This is a genomic window from Chryseobacterium vaccae (genome assembly GCF_009602705.1).
Taxonomy (GTDB): domain Bacteria; phylum Bacteroidota; class Bacteroidia; order Flavobacteriales; family Weeksellaceae; genus Chryseobacterium; species Chryseobacterium vaccae.
Window position 1 is genome coordinate 288,378 of sequence record NZ_VSWH01000001.1, and the last position, 16,931, is coordinate 305,308.

12 protein-coding genes and 1 tRNA gene are annotated in these 16,931 nt (G+C 36.8%); 5 read left to right on the top strand and 8 right to left on the bottom strand.

Annotated features, from left to right (window positions below):
• Nucleotides 1-292: 292 nt before the first annotated feature.
• The 4 genes from FW768_RS01270 to FW768_RS01285 are packed head-to-tail and all read right to left on the bottom strand — an operon-like array spanning nt 293 to nt 9,123.
• On the bottom strand, nt 293-877 hold the full coding sequence (locus FW768_RS01270) for a hypothetical protein (protein ID WP_153391664.1): 585 nt from the start codon (nt 875-877) through the stop codon (nt 293-295).
• A 2-nt stretch (nt 878-879) separates the two neighbouring features.
• Nucleotides 880-4,299 (bottom strand): DUF6443 domain-containing protein, encoded by a 3,420-nt coding sequence (locus FW768_RS01275; protein ID WP_153391666.1) that lies wholly within the window; start codon nt 4,297-4,299, stop codon nt 880-882.
• A 10-nt stretch (nt 4,300-4,309) separates the two neighbouring features.
• A complete protein-coding gene (locus tag FW768_RS01280; RefSeq protein WP_153391667.1) occupies nt 4,310-7,582 on the bottom strand; it encodes a hypothetical protein in 3,273 nt (1,090 codons plus the stop codon).
• Nucleotides 7,579-9,123 (bottom strand): T9SS type A sorting domain-containing protein, encoded by a 1,545-nt coding sequence (locus FW768_RS01285; RefSeq protein WP_153391669.1) that lies wholly within the window; start codon nt 9,121-9,123, stop codon nt 7,579-7,581. The genes FW768_RS01280 and FW768_RS01285 overlap by 4 nt, the downstream gene beginning before the upstream one ends.
• A 354-nt stretch (nt 9,124-9,477) precedes the next feature.
• On the opposite strand from FW768_RS01285, the gene FW768_RS01290 reads away from it, so the two are divergent.
• Nucleotides 9,478-9,858 (top strand): helix-turn-helix domain-containing protein, encoded by a 381-nt coding sequence (locus tag FW768_RS01290; protein ID WP_153391671.1) that lies wholly within the window; start codon nt 9,478-9,480, stop codon nt 9,856-9,858.
• A 138-nt stretch (nt 9,859-9,996) separates the two neighbouring features.
• Here FW768_RS01290 and FW768_RS01295 read toward each other — a convergent pair whose 3' ends face one another.
• Both FW768_RS01295 and FW768_RS01300 read right to left on the bottom strand, forming a co-directional pair.
• Nucleotides 9,997-11,157 carry a hypothetical protein gene (locus tag FW768_RS01295; protein ID WP_153391673.1) on the bottom strand — a complete coding sequence of 387 codons (1,161 nt, stop codon included), beginning with the start codon at nt 11,155-11,157 and terminating at the stop codon, nt 9,997-9,999.
• Nucleotides 11,158-11,365: 208 nt separating this feature from the next.
• Complete coding sequence (locus FW768_RS01300; protein ID WP_153391675.1) at nt 11,366-12,394, bottom strand: toprim domain-containing protein; 1,029 nt, start codon at nt 12,392-12,394, stop codon at nt 11,366-11,368.
• Between the two features lie 699 nt (nt 12,395-13,093).
• On the opposite strand from FW768_RS01300, the gene FW768_RS01305 reads away from it, so the two are divergent.
• The 4 genes from FW768_RS01305 to FW768_RS01320 all read left to right on the top strand — a co-directional run bounded on the left by FW768_RS01305 (nt 13,094) and on the right by FW768_RS01320 (nt 15,000).
• Nucleotides 13,094-13,528, top strand: coding sequence for a hypothetical protein (locus FW768_RS01305; protein WP_153391677.1), 435 nt, complete (start codon nt 13,094-13,096; stop codon nt 13,526-13,528).
• A gap of 8 nt (nt 13,529-13,536) precedes the next feature.
• A complete protein-coding gene (locus tag FW768_RS01310) occupies nt 13,537-14,223 on the top strand; it encodes a zeta toxin family protein (protein WP_153391679.1) in 687 nt (228 codons plus the stop codon).
• A 209-nt stretch (nt 14,224-14,432) separates the two neighbouring features.
• Nucleotides 14,433-14,711, top strand: coding sequence for a helix-turn-helix domain-containing protein (locus FW768_RS01315; protein ID WP_153391680.1), 279 nt, complete (start codon nt 14,433-14,435; stop codon nt 14,709-14,711).
• Nucleotides 14,698-15,000 carry a hypothetical protein gene (locus FW768_RS01320; protein WP_153391682.1) on the top strand — a complete coding sequence of 101 codons (303 nt, stop codon included), beginning with the start codon at nt 14,698-14,700 and terminating at the stop codon, nt 14,998-15,000. The genes FW768_RS01315 and FW768_RS01320 overlap by 14 nt, the downstream gene beginning before the upstream one ends.
• A gap of 53 nt (nt 15,001-15,053) precedes the next feature.
• On the opposite strand, the gene FW768_RS01325 is transcribed toward FW768_RS01320, so the two are convergent.
• Together FW768_RS01325 and FW768_RS01330 are read right to left on the bottom strand one after the other, a co-directional pair.
• Nucleotides 15,054-16,433, bottom strand: coding sequence for a site-specific integrase (locus FW768_RS01325; RefSeq protein WP_153391684.1), 1,380 nt, complete (start codon nt 16,431-16,433; stop codon nt 15,054-15,056).
• Nucleotides 16,434-16,724: 291 nt separating this feature from the next.
• Nucleotides 16,725-16,809, bottom strand: a tRNA-Ser gene (locus FW768_RS01330).
• Nucleotides 16,810-16,931 lie beyond the last annotated feature (122 nt).

Below are 16,931 nucleotides of genomic sequence, written 5' to 3' on the forward strand. Positions count from 1 at the left end.
GTATGTGTGGAAATTTACACCTTAGGTCTATGATTGATTACATTTGAATTATAATCAATCATTTCTTTAATTTCTCTTATCGTTTTAGATACTTTTTTATTTTACTTCTTCAAAAATAAAATATATTGATTATCATATTATTAAAATAATAATATAAATAAAGTACAAAACTATTTAAACTTATAGAACGCAAAACATCTCATAGTAATCATAAAAACATACACTACGTCCAAATTAGAGAGACTTTATGAAAGGATTAGTATGGCAGCAGGCAAAATGTAATAAATTAAAACTATTTAAATCTCATAGTTTCATAAGGATTTGTCTGTATATGATTTAAGTCAAGCGAATAAACTCCGCCAAGTTTATTTAAATCATCCTTTGTTATATTTTTATTTATTTTAAAATCTTTGTCTATAAAAAAAACTTTACCTTGATAATTAATTTTCCTACCATCATCCATATCCATTTTGCATGAAAATAGTTGTTCTGTATTAATAGAACTAACATATAATTTATACCTGATCTTTCTATTTCCATTTACAAATTCTTTCTTTACAGAATATACTAGGTTTTTATTATTATATATTTTATTAAAAATATAATTCAATTGCTTATCTGGCAATGTGTTTTCAGTTCGATTAAAAATACCAAGCGAACTATTATTTTTGCAAAGTGTTTTCATTTCTTCATCAACAGTAAAAAAGAACAGAGGATATATAGAGGAATCTTTATCTGATTCGTCGATTATCCAAAAAAATCTTTCATTTTCTTTTGGATATGCTGTATCATATTTATCAATTGTAACAATAAAATATTTTTGTTGTGAAAATAAAAATATAGGTAAAAATGTGAATATAGCTGTAATCAATTTCATAATTATTTTTTTTGATATGCGTTCATAATAATCGTATCTATTTCTGTAGAAGTTAGCCTTTCAGGAGGATAACTCATAATTCCTGTGGCAACAGCACCTCCATTGGGATGATCTAATCCCAAATTATGGCCAAATTCATGAGAGAGGTTTCCTACTGAAGGATTTTTGCTATTAATTCTCCAAATCATAGGGCCCAAGAGTTGGGCCTCTCCTACAGAAGATGTTATTGCGGTAGTCCAAATTGAAGCAGGAGATATTAAGTTTTTTCCTTCTTTAGTTTGATCAGATATTATTCCCAATCTGTTACCTAAAGTCCTAATAGGTACACCATCTACCATTTTATCTTTGGCACTAGTATCATTTACTTGTAATTCACTAATATTTATTTTAAAATTAACATTTTCTTCATTACCATTTTTAAAAGTTCCAGCATAATAAGTATTAAGATCTTCTTTTGCAAAATCAACTCTAGCTTGATTAGCTAGTTTAATGTTTTCATTTTGACGAATAATTTTATCCCTTGCTTTTACCTCTTGTTTTGATGCATCATCAGATAATATAGGAACGTCCTTAGTTTTCTGAGTTAAAATAACAAAATTTTTTTCGATCGTGTGAGATGTTTTGTTGTTTTGATCTGTGTGAGTATAATGTATTCCTTCAAGTCCCTCTATCTCTCTAAAAGCTATAACCTTATTTTCTGCAAAATTATAATGAGATTGATAAGCATATTTCTCGCTTAACGGATCTACATTAAAGAACCTACCAAGTTCCGGTATACTATTACGCCATTTAAAAGAACTCCAACCTGTCTCCTTCTGTTTTTCTTGTCCCTGAAAGCCGTACGCATAACTTGGCAGCTCCGTACTTATCCCAGAAAAACCTTCATACTCTAATCCGAAAGGATAATATCCGGTTTCACGGTCTACTATTGCTTCATTGTTATCCCCACGGTAATAAGCAAGCCTTAAATTTCCGAGGTGATCTTTGTAATTATAAATATACCTTTTTTTCTGATAATCAAAATACCCTTCTGAGGTTGGTAAAAACAGTAGTCTAGCACCAAATCCCACATCTTCGTATTGAAAGCCGTCCAGATAGTCAGTTTTCGTCGTGCGGGGCGCACCTGTATAAGGATTGATCTCTCTGTATGTCTTCTTTTGTTTAACGCCATCAGCTCTGTATATAAACGCAAGGCTATTATTGTTTTCTACAAAAATTACTTCCTTGGGCAGATTTACATGGTTGTAAATGATTTTCTCAATCCCTTTATCAAAATGATCGGTCATGTTACCATTATCATCATAAGCAATCAGGGTTCCGCCCTGCGTATAGCCGGATTCATTGCCACTTTCATCTATAACTTTTTTTAATCTGTTTCCTTCATATAGGTTGTATTTAAGATCATCGATCAGAATAGGCGTACCTGTTAATGGTTGGTACCTTTTTAAGGTCTGGATATTTCCATTCAGGTCATAGGTTATATATTCGCTATAACCGTCATTTACAGGAGCAGTAGCAGAAGGCTCGCGGTAAGAAGCATCAGTAAGTCTGTCCAGTTTATCAAATCTATAAGCATATCTCTTCTGTACATCATCATTCGCTGAACGCCAGTCAAATTCTGCAATATTTCCATTGTATTTGGCAGGTGCATGGGCGATATCTGCCGGATCTTCATACTTTAGGGCATAGCCAAACAGTTTTCCATCAAGATTCTCAGGATCATTAGTTTTTGTAAGCCAGCCCTGAATATTGTATGTATAATCTATCGACTGTAAAGCTGTCCCCGTTGTATTGCCAGTTTTCTTATTTACAAGCTGTCCTATTTCGTTGTAGGTATTTTCAGCCAGTAACTCTTCAGGCCGCGTATCTACCTGATGGTATTGCTTAACAAGCCTATTCTGATTGTCATAAACAAACCGTTCTTTTATTTTAACTTCAGTTGAAGCAGCAGTTCTTCTGTGATAGATATAGTTTTCCAGTGGCTGTCCGGAAAAATCAAGCTTTGTTTCCTTACGGGTATATCCTCCCAAATGGTTTACTGTATTGGAAGCAATATTTCTCGCTTTGGTATCGTAAAATTGATAGTTCTTAGTCCAGTTATCATCCTCTATGTTTTTCAGGTAGGAAGCGGTAAGAAGACCTTTGGTGGAGGAATCGTTAAAACGGTCCAATTCCTGAGCCATAACCTGTTGCCCTAAGATCTCCAAAGGAATTGTAGTAATCTCGGGGAGATAGGTATCGTAATAATTAACGTTGAGCAATTTAAAATTTGTGGTTGGGTATCCGTTACTGTTGGTATAATAGACATTTGTTCCACTATTACTAAAACTTGTGGAACTTCTTGCTTCGATATTAAGCCCCAATGCCTCTACAGTGTTTACCAGTGTCTGCCTATTTGCAGAGTTGTTTACTATCCCCGTATAAATGGGTCTCGAATATTCATCATACTTGGTAAATTGCCATTGTCCAACTGTACGCAAATTGACGTCCTGCGATAAAACAAGCCTGTCAGCTTTATCATACACCATGAATTCCCAGCCTTTTCCCGGTAATTTCTTTTCCACAATCCTGTTTTGCCCATCATAACTATACTGATAACATAGTTTATCCAATAGCTGCCCCGTCACGCTATTACCGTTCTGTTGTATGTCCTGTACAGCTTTGGGAGGAATGACAAAGACCTGTTGGTTGTATTCATTATAGACATAATAAGTATCAACTTTTTCCGCACCGTCTGTTCTACGGATTAGAATAACCTGACCACGACTGTTCTGGAATTGTGTCACGGGATTTCCATCTTCATCAATTACTGTGTTCTTATACAGCATTCCTGCTGGATAATTTCCGGAATCATTCGAGGCTACATACACCATTGAAACGGTATTGGAAACGCCATTAACTGTATTTATCGAGGTATTTGTTATAAACTTCTTAACTTCTTTGGCTGTATTGGTCTCGTACAAATACTTTTTGGTATGGCCTGCGGATAGTTTCCACGCATCACCGGGTTTTGCTTCCTGTAATACCCTGTCGAGTGGAGTATTTTCTAACTGCTTTTCGCTAAAAGCATTGGCAGAACCATAGTAGCTATTGGCAGTAGTTTCATTGGTAATATCCGAATGATAATGCGAATTCATGGTGGACGCAGGTACCGGAAGAATATCTTTCAGCTGTCTTCCATAAATATCATAGGTAACCGGAACCACGATATCCTGTCCGAGAGGGGTTGCCTTTACGTTAACAATCTGTTTGGCCCTGCCCAGTCCATCAAAATAGGTAATGGTTTCTGCTTTTTTTGTACAGTCACCATCTAAGCAGGTCTTGGTCTGTACATAATTTTCAGCTGTGGTCTGTGCTTTGGACAATCCAAAAAATTCCAAAAGAAATACAGACCATATTTTTAGGTTTAATTGTTTCTTCATGATCTGGTTTTTAATGTTTGTAATTGTAATTCAGTTCTTTCACCTTTTTGGAAACATATTCTACACTGTCCTTTTTCTCCCTTACCCTTACTTCATTCAGTCTGTTTGCATTATCATAAATATAAGTTTCCCTTATTCCGGTAGGTGATGTAATATTGGTTACCCCGATCAACGGGTCATGGGTATAAGTAGTGACCATTTTATCCTTCAAAATTGGTTCCTTACGGAATCTTTCGTAAGAAAGAATCAATCCCTGTTCCCTTGTTGGATCTAAAGCATCGCCATCTGAATCGTTTACATAAGATGATATGATACCTTCGATCTGGCTGTATGCTATCCCTTCAATTTTAAAAATTGGTAAGGTTTTGTTGTAGCCCCAGACCACACTTACAGGAATCCCGTCTTTGGTCGTGTATTGCAGGATGTTTCCTTTATTATCATACCTATCGTACGTTACTTCTGTATTCACTTTTGTCAGGTTCAATAGATCATAAGACCTCTCCGATAATGGTAATACCAGATTTCCGGTTACAGAATGTGGCAGTGATGAAGGATAAACCGTTTCTGTCTTAGACAGTGTTTTCGTAATATTTCCCGATGTCTGGGTAACCTGGCTTTCCAAAGGAATATCAATCATGTTTTTATCAATCATCAGCTGACTTCCCTTATCGTGAGCATACTGATAGGAAGTTTGCTGGATGGTACCGTCAGAAGATGTTGTTATAGAGTTCTTCAGATTGATCGGCTTATTGATATCGGTATCAGAGTATGTATAATCGGTTACCGTTTCTATGACTTTATTGTTCTGGAAGTATTCTGTGGTTTTAGATTGCTTCTTCTCTATTTTTGCCCCATAAATAGAAACCGGGTAATATTCCACTGCATAAGTGGTCAGGTCAGGGTTTATCCCGTGTGTAGCATGGTATTTGGCAAGATACAGATCCATCCCGAAAGCAATTTCATCAGGATTTCCCATAATAAAACCAGCCTTGGTATTTTTCAGGGGATTGAACTCATAATGAAACGTTTCTTTTCTTAAGGTATCACTTCCTTTTTTATAAATGGTTTTTAATGGCAGGCCGTACTGCCATGCAGTATAAGCTTCATTGCCACTCATATAAATACCGTTTCCTGAATTATCATCGGTAAAGGTAGAAACCACCTCTCCAAGACCATTACGTTCGGTTACTTCAGAATAGGTTACAATATTGGAGGAGTTATAAGAGGTGTACGCATTGCCGGAGGTCTGCACTTCGGTAATTCTACGGACATAATCTTCAGGAGAAACCGGTTCGCCTTCTCCTTCACCTGGTCCCATACCTCCACCCATAGGTTCTGCAATTCTGAAATAAGGCTTATAATAGCTGAACTTCTTTTTCAGAGTACCAGAATTGTTGTAATCATAGTAAAATACATTGGATACATTATTCTGGTCAATGTCTTCAATCTGCTTTACCCGCAGTCCTCCAGCTTGGGTATCTCTAATTCCAATTGAGGTTTGAATATATTCCCGGAATAATGAGATCTGACATCCACAATCGCCACCTCTTGTAAGCTTTAAGGTAATCGGCTGGCCTGTGTTATTAAAGGGTCTGACATCTGCCTGCAGATGAAAAGCCATTGATGTGCTCCCACTAACCGCAGTTCCCTTGCATGAAGTAAAAACACCATTCTCCGGAAGCTGAGGCGGGTTCGTATTGTTGGTACAGTTATTATAAAAACGGACTTTTACATCATGATAAGATGGATTAATGGTAAAGGTTTCTGTAACGGGAGATCCGATCGGATCGGTAGATGAATCATTATCGATTACTCCGAAAATTTGTTCAAGATGTTCTGTATCAGTGAAACGGGATGAATATGAATTATTTTCATAATACAGCTTTTTAACCGCACCCGTCGGATATTTTATGCTGGTAAGAACACCCAATGGGGTAAATTCCTGACTGCTGGCTCTGTTTCGTCCGTATGAATCACCAGGGATTATCCCAGAAGGAAGATTGGAAGCAGAACCTGTATTAGTATTAAAATACCCCCAGTAATCATCTGAATTGGCATTTCGGGCGGGAAGAATTTTTTCTTCATTATAGGTAAAAACATGTTTTGTATTGTTTAATTCATCCACTTTTTCAAGAAGCTTTAATCGATAACCTTCATAGGTTGGGTTGGAACCTGCCGGCTCAAAATAAGCATAGTTTAAAGTCACATTTCTGATCGTTTTCCCGCTTTTATCTTTAACAATAATCCGTTTCAGGGCCAGTCCGCCTGTATCAGAATTCAGGTCTTTACGGTAAACGTTTGAAGGTGTTGTAGATAAATTATCATCACCTGAATAGAAAAAGTTGACTTCTCCTTCCGGAAATATAATTTTTGTAATCAGATTTTCCGTATTATTCTCTATGTTTTCAACCATAGGAGGATTAGGATTCAGATATGGGAAATTGCTGTATCCGGGAGGTACATAATTATCCTCCGTTGTAATAATGTATTTTTTTTCGTACTTCGTTTTCTCCCTATATTTCTGTATTTTTAAATATTGAAATTTTAAAGACTTTCCTCCGGCAGTCCTTATACTGTCTATTAACATAAGGTTTTGTGAAAACTGTGACGTCACACCGGGACTTTTTGACACAACAAAATTCTGAGGTGATAGCCAGTACATGGACCCTCCGGTATCGGTTATCTTAAAATTAAAACCTGACTTTTCAATTTTTATATCTTCATGCGGAATGGTATATCCTATGTTATTATTAACAATAAAGCTTCCGCTTAAACCAGGTAAATTATAGCTATAGAGATCCGGCTTCAGGTCATTTGTCCCTGTGTTGAGCAGATCTAGATTATCCTGCTGTACCGCATTGTTTGGATCAATATTAGTCAGTGTTAAGGTCGCCTGATTGATATCTTTGAAAAATAAAGTAGACATGTCATCATCTTTATCGAAAATACTCTTTGAAACAGAGTTTGGCATTGACAGAGCCCATCCTAAGCCTACAGAACTGGCAATTTCGTTTTGTTTGATTCCGCCTGTATTGTAACTAAGACCAATTGGAAAGCTCAGATCTCCTAGTTCTATGGTATAAATAGGCAGGTTGATATTGGCTTTCCCGTTAAATAAATCCATCGGGAGTTTTCCCACTTTATCCAGTGCATAAGCATTCGGAGAGGTGGGATAATTAAGAACCTGTCTGTTTATCTGAGCATTCCCGATGGTTTGTTGAGCGTATAAGCTCAGCATGCCCAGTAACGTAAAGAGCATACCTATTATTTTCTTTCTAATCATTTCTTTATCAGTTTTGCGTTGGCTGTTTTATTCGTATCTGTTTTGATCACCACCAGATAAGCTCCTTGAACCAGTGACTGGGTATTAATCTTGGTCACTTTATTCTTCGTCTTTACACTCTGAAGCTGTCTTCCGCCCATATCATACACCAGAATATCGGATTCTGAAAAATCATAGCCTATCTCGATGTAAGCATAATCCGTGGCAGGATTCGGATAGATTTTGATATCCTGCTTTTGAATCAGCTTATCGATCTGGCTGTCTCCAAGCTTCACAATCTTCCAGTTCTCTTTTCCTAATTCCTCTGCGCTGGTTCCGGCTAGGATGATAGAACCGTCTCGGTTCAGCTTAATATCCGAAAGTCTTTCTTCTTTCTTTCTGTCTTCTCCGGCGATGTGTTTTCTCCACTGCTCATTGCCTTCCTGATCCAGATACAGCATCCAGAACGTTTCATCATCTTTTTCTATTCTCCCTTCTGCCTGGGTGTAACCACCGAGTAAAATACCTTTAGAAGTTTTATCATCTGCGGAATGAATTACACTCATCCCCATCAGAATATCCCGGTTTTTGAAGTTGTAGGATTTCTGCCACTGTTCTTCTCCTCTTTCGTTTAAAGCAATAAGCCATAAATCGGTTCCTTCTTCTATACCTACGGTTTTGTTTCCTGATCTCTCAGATCGGGATTCTCCACCGATAAGATAGCCTGTAGAGGTTAAGGCAAGAGTTCTTAAGTGATCATCACCTTTTCCTCCATAGTTCTTTTCCCATTCTATTTTTCCTGTTTTATCAAGCTTTATAATCCAGTAATCGCCTTCGCCGGAATTCTCGGTTTTCTTCGAGCCTCCGATTGAACTTCTTGAATAAATCCCTAACAAAGCGCCACCATCTTTCGTTGGAATCATTTTCTCTACTTCATCCAATCCTTTTCCGCCTAAGATAACTTGCGAAAGTTCTTTTCCGTTTTTATCCAGTCTGATGATCCAGGCATCTTTAGAGCCATAACCTTTGGAAGAGTTCTGAACATTACCTGCCACAAAGAATCCTAAATCTGTAGCCTGAACGACTGCTCTGGCTTCTTCATCAGAAGCGGTTCCTAAAGTTTTCTGCCATAATTCATCCCCGAACTCATTCAATCTTATCAGCCAGATATCGGATCCGCCTTTGGATTCTTCTTTTTTATTCAGTCCTTTTCCCGAATATGAAGTTCCTGCTATAAGGAATCCTCCTTCCTGGGTAGATACTGAAGCGGAAAGATAGTCGTGATTCTGTCCTGAAAGGTATTTTTCCCAGACCTGCTCGCCCTGTTGGTTGAGTTTAACCAAGTGGAAATCGTAGCCGTTGTTTTGCTTGTTAGCAGCTGGTTGTTGGCTTTTTGTCTGGATGGAACTTCCAGTGATCAGATACTGCTGATCGATAGTGGTGGTAATCTGGCTTAGGAAATCCTGAGTGGAAGACTTGATGTCTTTCTGCCATAAGACTTCCTGCGCAGAAAAAGTAAAGACGCTACATACAGCCAGAGCGCCTGCATATATTTTTCTCATGTATTTATGTATTTTAAAGTTATTGTTAGTTTTTTATTGCCTATATGTTAATTTAACATATTTTAAGATATAGTATCACCTAAACGAGACTTAACATCTTTTATTTTGTAGATAATTTATTTTTTTTCATAATATGGCATAGATTGTTGTTTCTCGGACAAAACTATAGCTTCATAGCGACAGAACTTGACGTATTATTTTTTTATTTAAATGATTAAATATTTTATTGAGAAAGGTATTGCTAAGTTTGGTAGGAAAAAAGAAGGCTGGTTATAAATTTAATAACCGAGGGTTATGAATATATATAGTTTTTCTATATTAAAAATCATTATTTTTGTATAAACAAATAATATTATGGTTTCACTAGGGACGAAATTGAGTAGGCTTAGAAAAAAGAAAGGTTATACACAACAAGAAGTTGCTGATTTACTAAACATTTCACAACCTGCATATCATAAATGGGAAACCGATTTGGCAAAACCAGCTATAGAAAATCTACTAAAGATTTCTGAAGTATACGAAATTGACCTTAATGATCTTTTAGAAGAAGCTCCAACTTTCACAATAACAAATAATGATTGTAGCATCCAGAATATTGGCAATCCTAATTCTAATTTCTACACAGAATCACCTGAACTGATTAATGGTATTTTAAAGAATCAAGATGCTATTACAAATCTCCTTAATGTTCAAAATAAACTTATTGAGACTTTAATAGATAAAATTAAGGAATAATTGTAAACATTTTTCTTAAATATAAAGAAACAAAACTGGCAAATAGGCCAGTTTTATTATTTTGTAAAAAAAATACTTGCATAGTTTTGCATTGATATATTTAATTAATAAGAAATATAATCAAACAGTACTCATAGATCAAGAAATTCTTCTTCTTTTCTTTTTCTTTATTTGGATCGGGATCTCATCCAGCTCATTATTTCTACCTCCAATACTCAAAAGGGCGAAAAGGTCCGTCGCCAGTTCCACCACCTGAAATATAGCTTCAAAGGCAGAAAACGGGATATGACTATTTAAGGATAATTCTTTGCATATACTGTTCATCTCTCCGTGTAAAAAATCTTTATCAAACCGATCAGCTTGGGGATATTCGAACCAATGTTGCCTGATCGATTTTTCAAGTAGATTGATTACAGAGCCAAAGTATTTTTTCTTTTCCAAAGCAAAAATATCGGGATTGGTCAATAGCGTGGCATTTTTGCTTTTCAGATCCGAAATTTCTTTTTTAAGATCTTTTATTTCTGCTCCAAGTTCAGTGTTTAGCTTCTTCAATGTTTCAAGTTCATCATTGCTTTTTATGCGTTCAGCGTTATAGAGCTTGAACACATTTCCAAAGTTTTCTGCTGTCTTATCCAGATTAATCCGTTGATTTCCGAAGAAATTGGAATCCTTACTGATTAACTCCCTGAATTTCCCAGAACCGAGTTCAGCTGTCATTTGCTGAACTTTGCGTTCGAGGGTCTTTAATTCCTCTTCTTTTTTTTGGATCTTGAATTCCACGGCTTCCAGTCTTCCAATTGATCCAGCGGTACCACGTTCCATTCCCAGACATTCCGCCGCCAGATCCTGCATTTTGGAGTAATGAAATGACTGATGTTTTAAAGTCTTTCCAGTTTTCGGATCCTGCCAGTCAGCAACAAGATGCGCATGGTAATTTGGTTTCCATTCTTTGGATTCTTTCTCCCAGTGGCCTTCGTCCTTGTGGATAGCAATCTGAAAAATCTGGATTCCCAGTTCTTGCTGAAGTTTTTGTGCCAGATCGTGAAGGTCTTTCATGGTGGTATCTTCTTTGATGACCACCACAGCTTCACGGATCGGCATTGCGTTACTCTGTAACTTTCTGCCTGATTTCTGTTTACAATATGCTTCAATTTTCAGTGTCCTGTCAGAAATCTTATCTTCTTGCCAGTATTCATTTTTCGGGGTCAGTTCCTTTCGGATATAATCAAAAGTCTTCTTTCTGAAATTATGAATCTCAGAATCAGATTTCACAGCTTTAAAATTGATGGAAGTTTTCATAGGCTGACTGATTATATCATTGTATATTTAGTATGATAACTTATGTTCATATTTGAAGTCATTTCAGATATTATCTACTTTCAGCCCATAAATGGGCTTTTTTTTTGCCCCCGGCAGGGCGAAGCAGAAACTTTGTTACGACCGTAGGGAGTTTCAAAGTTGCGAATGAGCTCCTAACTTTTGCAGACAGTTTGTAAAAAGCGCAGTGTTACATTCTTCTGCGCATCCCCTTTTTTATCCTGTTCGTTTCTTTGGTGCAGCCCTCTTGTTGTTCTGCACTGCCAGCTTCCTTTTGGGGAGCATTTCCCGTATTTTGTGCAGACAGAGCCTTCCGCTGTCTCTTTGCTATGAGGTGCTCGTTCAGATCTTTGCATGATGAATAGAGATAGGAATAGTCTTTCGCATGGGGATAGGCAGCTATGATTTTGGCAGTACATTTTTTGCCCGCATTGTCATTATCAAGAAATAGATTGATCTCGGTATAATCTTTTAGGGTCTCTATTACTTTTCCGAGTAAACTTATCGAATTGAGAACAAGCAGGTCTCCCCGGTAGCTGGTCTGCATCTCAATAAACGAGAGGGCATCCATGAAGCCTTCCGTGACAGCAATCCTACGCTCCGGAATTCCATCATGAGGTACCGCAGGAACTCCATTCTGCTGAAATTCCTGCGTTCCGGCATTCAGAATTGCCGGAGGGGTATGCAGGATTGAAATATCCTTGTTCAGCAATGCGCCTTTATAGTAAGGATTGCGAAGTTCCCAGCCATTGGATAGGTTCTGGAATCCTACTGCATAATAAGATTTATCTTTTATAGTGAACCAGACTTCCTTTACATAAGGATATGTTTTGGATGATAATCCTCTTTGTCGAAGATAATCCATAAGGTGAATATTATGTAAGTCCATTACCTTTTCTATCCTATATTCGGTAGTTATTTTCCTAATCGGTTTTATTTGCTGATGAAAAGAAGAAAAATTCTGTCCGGATGCCCACCGCAGGACATCGTTCACAGATGTGCCAAAATACTTCTGCACAAGATCCGTGGTTGTACCACCGACACCTTCTGAGAACAGATACCATAGGTTGAGGCGTTTGTCAACCTTAAAAGAAGCCTGTTTCTCCGCTCCAAAAGGGCTGAGATACCAGGTTTCTTTATTATTTTGTTTGACTGGAAGGTGTCCAAGACCAGCGAGGACTTCTTCCAGGCTGATAGCATTTAATTGTTTACAGTTCATTATCTTACGTATTGAATTTCCGGAAAATATGACATTAAACCATTGGGATATTCAGCGTGGCGGTCAGTTGCCTTATTTGGTGTTTGATTTCCTTAGGAAGAGGTTGGTAAAGCTGTAAAATGGATCAAAAGATCATATGGTGTATTCGCGGTTATACAGATATATGGTGAGAAAAGCAATTATCATGTCTTATAACATTTGGGTAATAAAAGTGTTAGGTTTTAAAAGTATTTTAGCAGAAAGCACTTTCCTCTATAAAGAACGGAACTGATTACCGTTAACCTTTACCCTGAAAGAAAAGGAGAAAGAAATATATAGGATTGAAACCCATTATAGGGTCATTATATCTTATAACCAATTACATTAACATATATTATTAATTTGGGATCTAAGAATTTGCTTTCATCGAAAAGGAGCAAGAGAGAAATAAACCTCTATTCTAACGGATGTGAATTAGGACAATAAAGGAAAAAGAGTGCCTCTCAATACAATTTTATATACCTATAAGCAAAAAAATATGATTTTTGATTTGCTTCAAAATCTAGAATGCAATAACCGAAAAACATCCTAATAAATTAAGAATTCAATTTTTTGAAAGAAAATTTATGATAAATCCAAAGTATCTGAATATCGCAATACCCAGGTTCTTTTTGAAAAATATAATGTTTAAATTTGTTTAATAAATCAATATTTAGTTCTATGAAAATGAGTAATATAAAAAATAACAAAGGTATTCAAACCGGGCTTTTTGTTCCACTTGAAGAACTGTCTGAGTTAAAAAATAGTTTAAAAGAAAATAGCCAAATGAGGTTATTATTAGAAGATCTTATGGAAAAGTGGAAAGAGGATAATATGTTTCTTAATAACATGATCCCTGGAGGGCAGACTATAACAGAAACACATGAGAAAAGCATTATCACTACAGAGAATCTTTACCGTGAGGCTTTTGCAAAAGGAGTATCTCTGCACTACAAGGATGATAGATGTACCGCTGAAAGGGAATTTATCAGTGCCAATCCTGATGGCTCAGAAGATCTTGTGGATTTTAATGCTGATAGCAGAAAGTATTCCATTATAAAACGACTTCTGCCAGCCGGAAAAGGGCGTTGGGCTTATATCATTAACAAGAATTAGCTTTAATCATGAGCAGGCCACAGTTTTTCCTTTTAGCAGGCCCCAACGGGGCAGGAAAGTCAACTTATAGCGGCGATTTTATTCCTGAAAATGTATTTTATTTCAACGGTGATGAGATCTATGCGGAACTTTTGCGTAGATATCCAAATTATGACCCTGAGAAACTTAAAGGAGGTGTGCCATCAAGACTGGAAAAAGAAATTGAGACTGCTTTATCTTTAAAAAAGGACTTTGCATTTGAAAGTAATTTTTCGACCGATATGGCAGCCCAGATAACTAAGATCTTTATAGATGCAGGTTATCAAACTAATCTTATCTATTTTGGCCTTGACAATATTAATTTGGCGACTTCAAGGGTTACAGACCGTGTCGCACTAGGCAAACATGATGTAAGCCCTAACGATATAAAATTTAATTACGATGAAGGCGTTAAAAGGGTCAATGAAAATTTTGAACTCTTTAATATAATTAGGTTTGTAGATACTACGAGTTTGGGTGTGCCTATATCAATCGCTTATTATCTTAAAGATAATACAAGTTGTCAAATAATCAATAAGGACATACAGTGGTTTAATACACATTTTAGTGATAGTCTAAAAAAATACGTTAAGAATAGAGCCGAAAAACTAGCTCAAATCAAAAAGTCACAAATCCAAATTAATCCGCCCAAAAAAGGAAAAGGTTTTCGAAGATAAATAGCCGATTGACATCAATAAGATCATTATTTCTAGAATATAAAAAATAGGGCTAATAATGCTTTGAAACTTAACCTACACAAGTGTATTAATCTCCAATAGTTATACTCCAATTAGGAAAACATCGGAAAAAAAGAGCCACTGAAAGCCACAGACCAGCAGCATATCACTTAAAACAAGATTTTTGAAGTGAATCAAAAATCTTAGATATGGAGACATTGACAAAAAATGACCTCGAGGTCTTAAAAAAACAGCTGATATCAGAACTTGAAAAGTTGATCGATTTGAAACTTACAGGTGAAGCTGAAAAGGAAAGGGAAGAGTTTGGATGGATGAGGAGCAAAACAATCCGGAAAAAACTGAATATCTCTGCTGCTACACTGCAAAACCTGAGGATTACCGGAAAAATTAGATTTAAGAAATTATTAGGGTCATATTATTATAATAAAGAAGACCTTCAAAAACTGTTCAGCGATGAAAACGAATGATCCCCAGAGATGGTTCGATTTCCTCGATTTTATCGTAGGAGACCCACAGCTCTGTCCAACGCATATTTCATTGTTGGTCGCCATCGCCAGACTTGCCTGCAAGCAGAATGAGAAATGGACAATAAGGGTAAGCCGCAGCAGATTGATGGCACTTTCCCACATCAGGACATTGACCTGTTACCATAAATATTTAAAGCAGTTACAGGAACTGGGGTATATCAAATATACACCTTCTTACCATCCGGATTACCGTAGCACTGTAGAAATTCTACGAAGGCAACAGGAATGACCCTGAAATCATAAGCCTCAACAGGGTAAATGCCGTTGAGGCTTATTTTATTATTAAATCATTGCTTTTGCTCTTTCCAGCATATCTTCAAAGGCCAGAAGCCTGTTATTATGTGTCGGGTCAGTCTTAGCATTACTGATATTCTTTAAAAGATCAAACTCTTTTTCAAGCTTTTCAAGGAATCTAAGCAGATCCATATTAAAATCTCCGCTGTTAGCTCCCAGTTTCGTTTCAAGCTCCTTCATTTCCCGTGCGATGGACTGTTGCTCTGTAATTGCATAATCCTCTGTCTGTGATACGGAATGATGCCCAAGCATTTCTTTTACGATATTGATCGGCACACCATTGTTGAGGGTAATGGTACTAGCGAACGTGCGTCTTGCCTTATGGGTATTGAGTGCTGTATGTATCTCGCAGAGATCAGCAATCTCTTTCAGGTACTCATTCATTTTCTGATTGGAACGGACGGGAAGAACCGTTCCTCTTTTTATACATAAAGGATGATCCTTGTACTTGGTCATAATTTCGAGTGCTTTGGGCAATAGGGGAATATCGGTGTCTGATTTTGACTTCTGTCTGTTTGACATGATCCACAACCAACCGTCATCAGTTTCCTTGATGTCGCTCCATTTCAGCTGGTAGGCATCAATATAACACAGCCCTGTGTAGCACTGAAAGACAAAAACATCACGGATCACACTAAGGCGTTCGGAAGTAAAAACCTTATCTTCAATTCTTTTAAGTTCAGCTTTTGTCAGGGGTTTCTTTTTTATCTTGGTTTTCTTGCTGACAAAAAGCTTGAAAGGATCTTTGGGAATGATTTCTTTGGCCACTGCCCTTAAAACAATCTTTTTGAAATTGCTGATATACTTCAGGGAAGTATTATTCGAGCATTTTCGCACGGTTTTAAGATACATATCATAATCCTTTACGAACTCATAGTTCAGGGCACTGAATTCAAGATCATTCCTACCATATTTATATTGGATGAATTCCTGTACATGTGAACGAGCGGTAACATAGCGCTCATGGGTACCTTTGGAATATTCTTTTGTAGGGATCAGTGCCTCTATTTCATCGTTATGTTCCTGAAATTCCTCAAGTACCTTATTACGGTGTTTGTATTTACCGTTTACAAAATTGATAAGGTCCACAGCAGAAATAGGAATGCCATTATTTAATAATTCTGTCTTGTGGTTATTGATCTTTGTGGTCAGTGATTCCAGAAAGAAATTCAGGGACTTGGCATCCTCTTTTGTTCCCGTTGCTTTTCCTTCCTTCTGATCCCATCTGTTTACCTCCCATTTTCTTTTTGTGGAAGTTTCTTTGGGAATGCCATCTACTGTGATCCGCAGATAAACATGGCGGATCGACTTGTCCTTTACATTTGAGCTCTTTAAGAAAAAGGTGAGCCCATAACTTTGCTCTAACATAATTCAACATTTTAAGGGTTATAAATGTCAAACTAAAAGTGCTTAAAATCAAGATGTTTAGATTTGCTACGCGTTTACTTTCAATCAATTACGTGTAATTCTGTGGCAATTTTTAGGATTTTTGAATATTGCCACGAATCTGCCACAAACTTTTGGATTATTTTTGAAAATTATAGCGACTGCCATCAACAAAAAAATCCTGCAAATCATTGATTTTGCAGGATTTAAAAATTTTTGATGCTTTTTGAAAACTTTAAAAGATGAGTTTTAAAGTGCTCATTTAGCAGGTTGCGGAGAGTGAGGGATTCGAACCCCCGGACCTGTTACAGTCAACAGTTTTCAAGACTGCCGCAATCGACCACTCTGCCAACTCTCCCTGAACTTCGGCTGTACCGTCGTTTTCAGTGGTGCAAATATAGAAAGATTTTTATTAATGGGCAAATTTTTTTTATGTCTTACAAAAAAAGTTGAAAATAGCTTAAGGCAGAGTAATCCGTA

Bases quoted from the DNA above. Each gene is read 5' to 3' on its own strand.
- FW768_RS01270 (WP_153391664.1), bottom strand. From the start codon at position 877: ATGAAATTGATTACAGCTATATTCACATTTTTACCTATATTTTTATTT.
- FW768_RS01275 (WP_153391666.1), bottom strand. From the start codon at position 4,299: ATGAAGAAACAATTAAACCTAAAAATATGGTCTGTATTTCTTTTGGAA.
- FW768_RS01280 (WP_153391667.1), bottom strand. From the start codon at position 7,582: ATGATTAGAAAGAAAATAATAGGTATGCTCTTTACGTTACTGGGCATG.
- FW768_RS01285 (WP_153391669.1), bottom strand. From the start codon at position 9,123: ATGAGAAAAATATATGCAGGCGCTCTGGCTGTATGTAGCGTCTTTACT.
- FW768_RS01290 (WP_153391671.1), top strand. From the start codon at position 9,478: ATGGTTTCACTAGGGACGAAATTGAGTAGGCTTAGAAAAAAGAAAGGT.
- FW768_RS01295 (WP_153391673.1), bottom strand. From the start codon at position 11,157: ATGAAAACTTCCATCAATTTTAAAGCTGTGAAATCTGATTCTGAGATT.
- FW768_RS01300 (WP_153391675.1), bottom strand. From the start codon at position 12,394: ATGAACTGTAAACAATTAAATGCTATCAGCCTGGAAGAAGTCCTCGCT.
- FW768_RS01305 (WP_153391677.1), top strand. From the start codon at position 13,094: ATGAAAATGAGTAATATAAAAAATAACAAAGGTATTCAAACCGGGCTT.
- FW768_RS01310 (WP_153391679.1), top strand. From the start codon at position 13,537: ATGAGCAGGCCACAGTTTTTCCTTTTAGCAGGCCCCAACGGGGCAGGA.
- FW768_RS01315 (WP_153391680.1), top strand. From the start codon at position 14,433: ATGGAGACATTGACAAAAAATGACCTCGAGGTCTTAAAAAAACAGCTG.
- FW768_RS01320 (WP_153391682.1), top strand. From the start codon at position 14,698: ATGAAAACGAATGATCCCCAGAGATGGTTCGATTTCCTCGATTTTATC.
- FW768_RS01325 (WP_153391684.1), bottom strand. From the start codon at position 16,433: ATGTTAGAGCAAAGTTATGGGCTCACCTTTTTCTTAAAGAGCTCAAAT.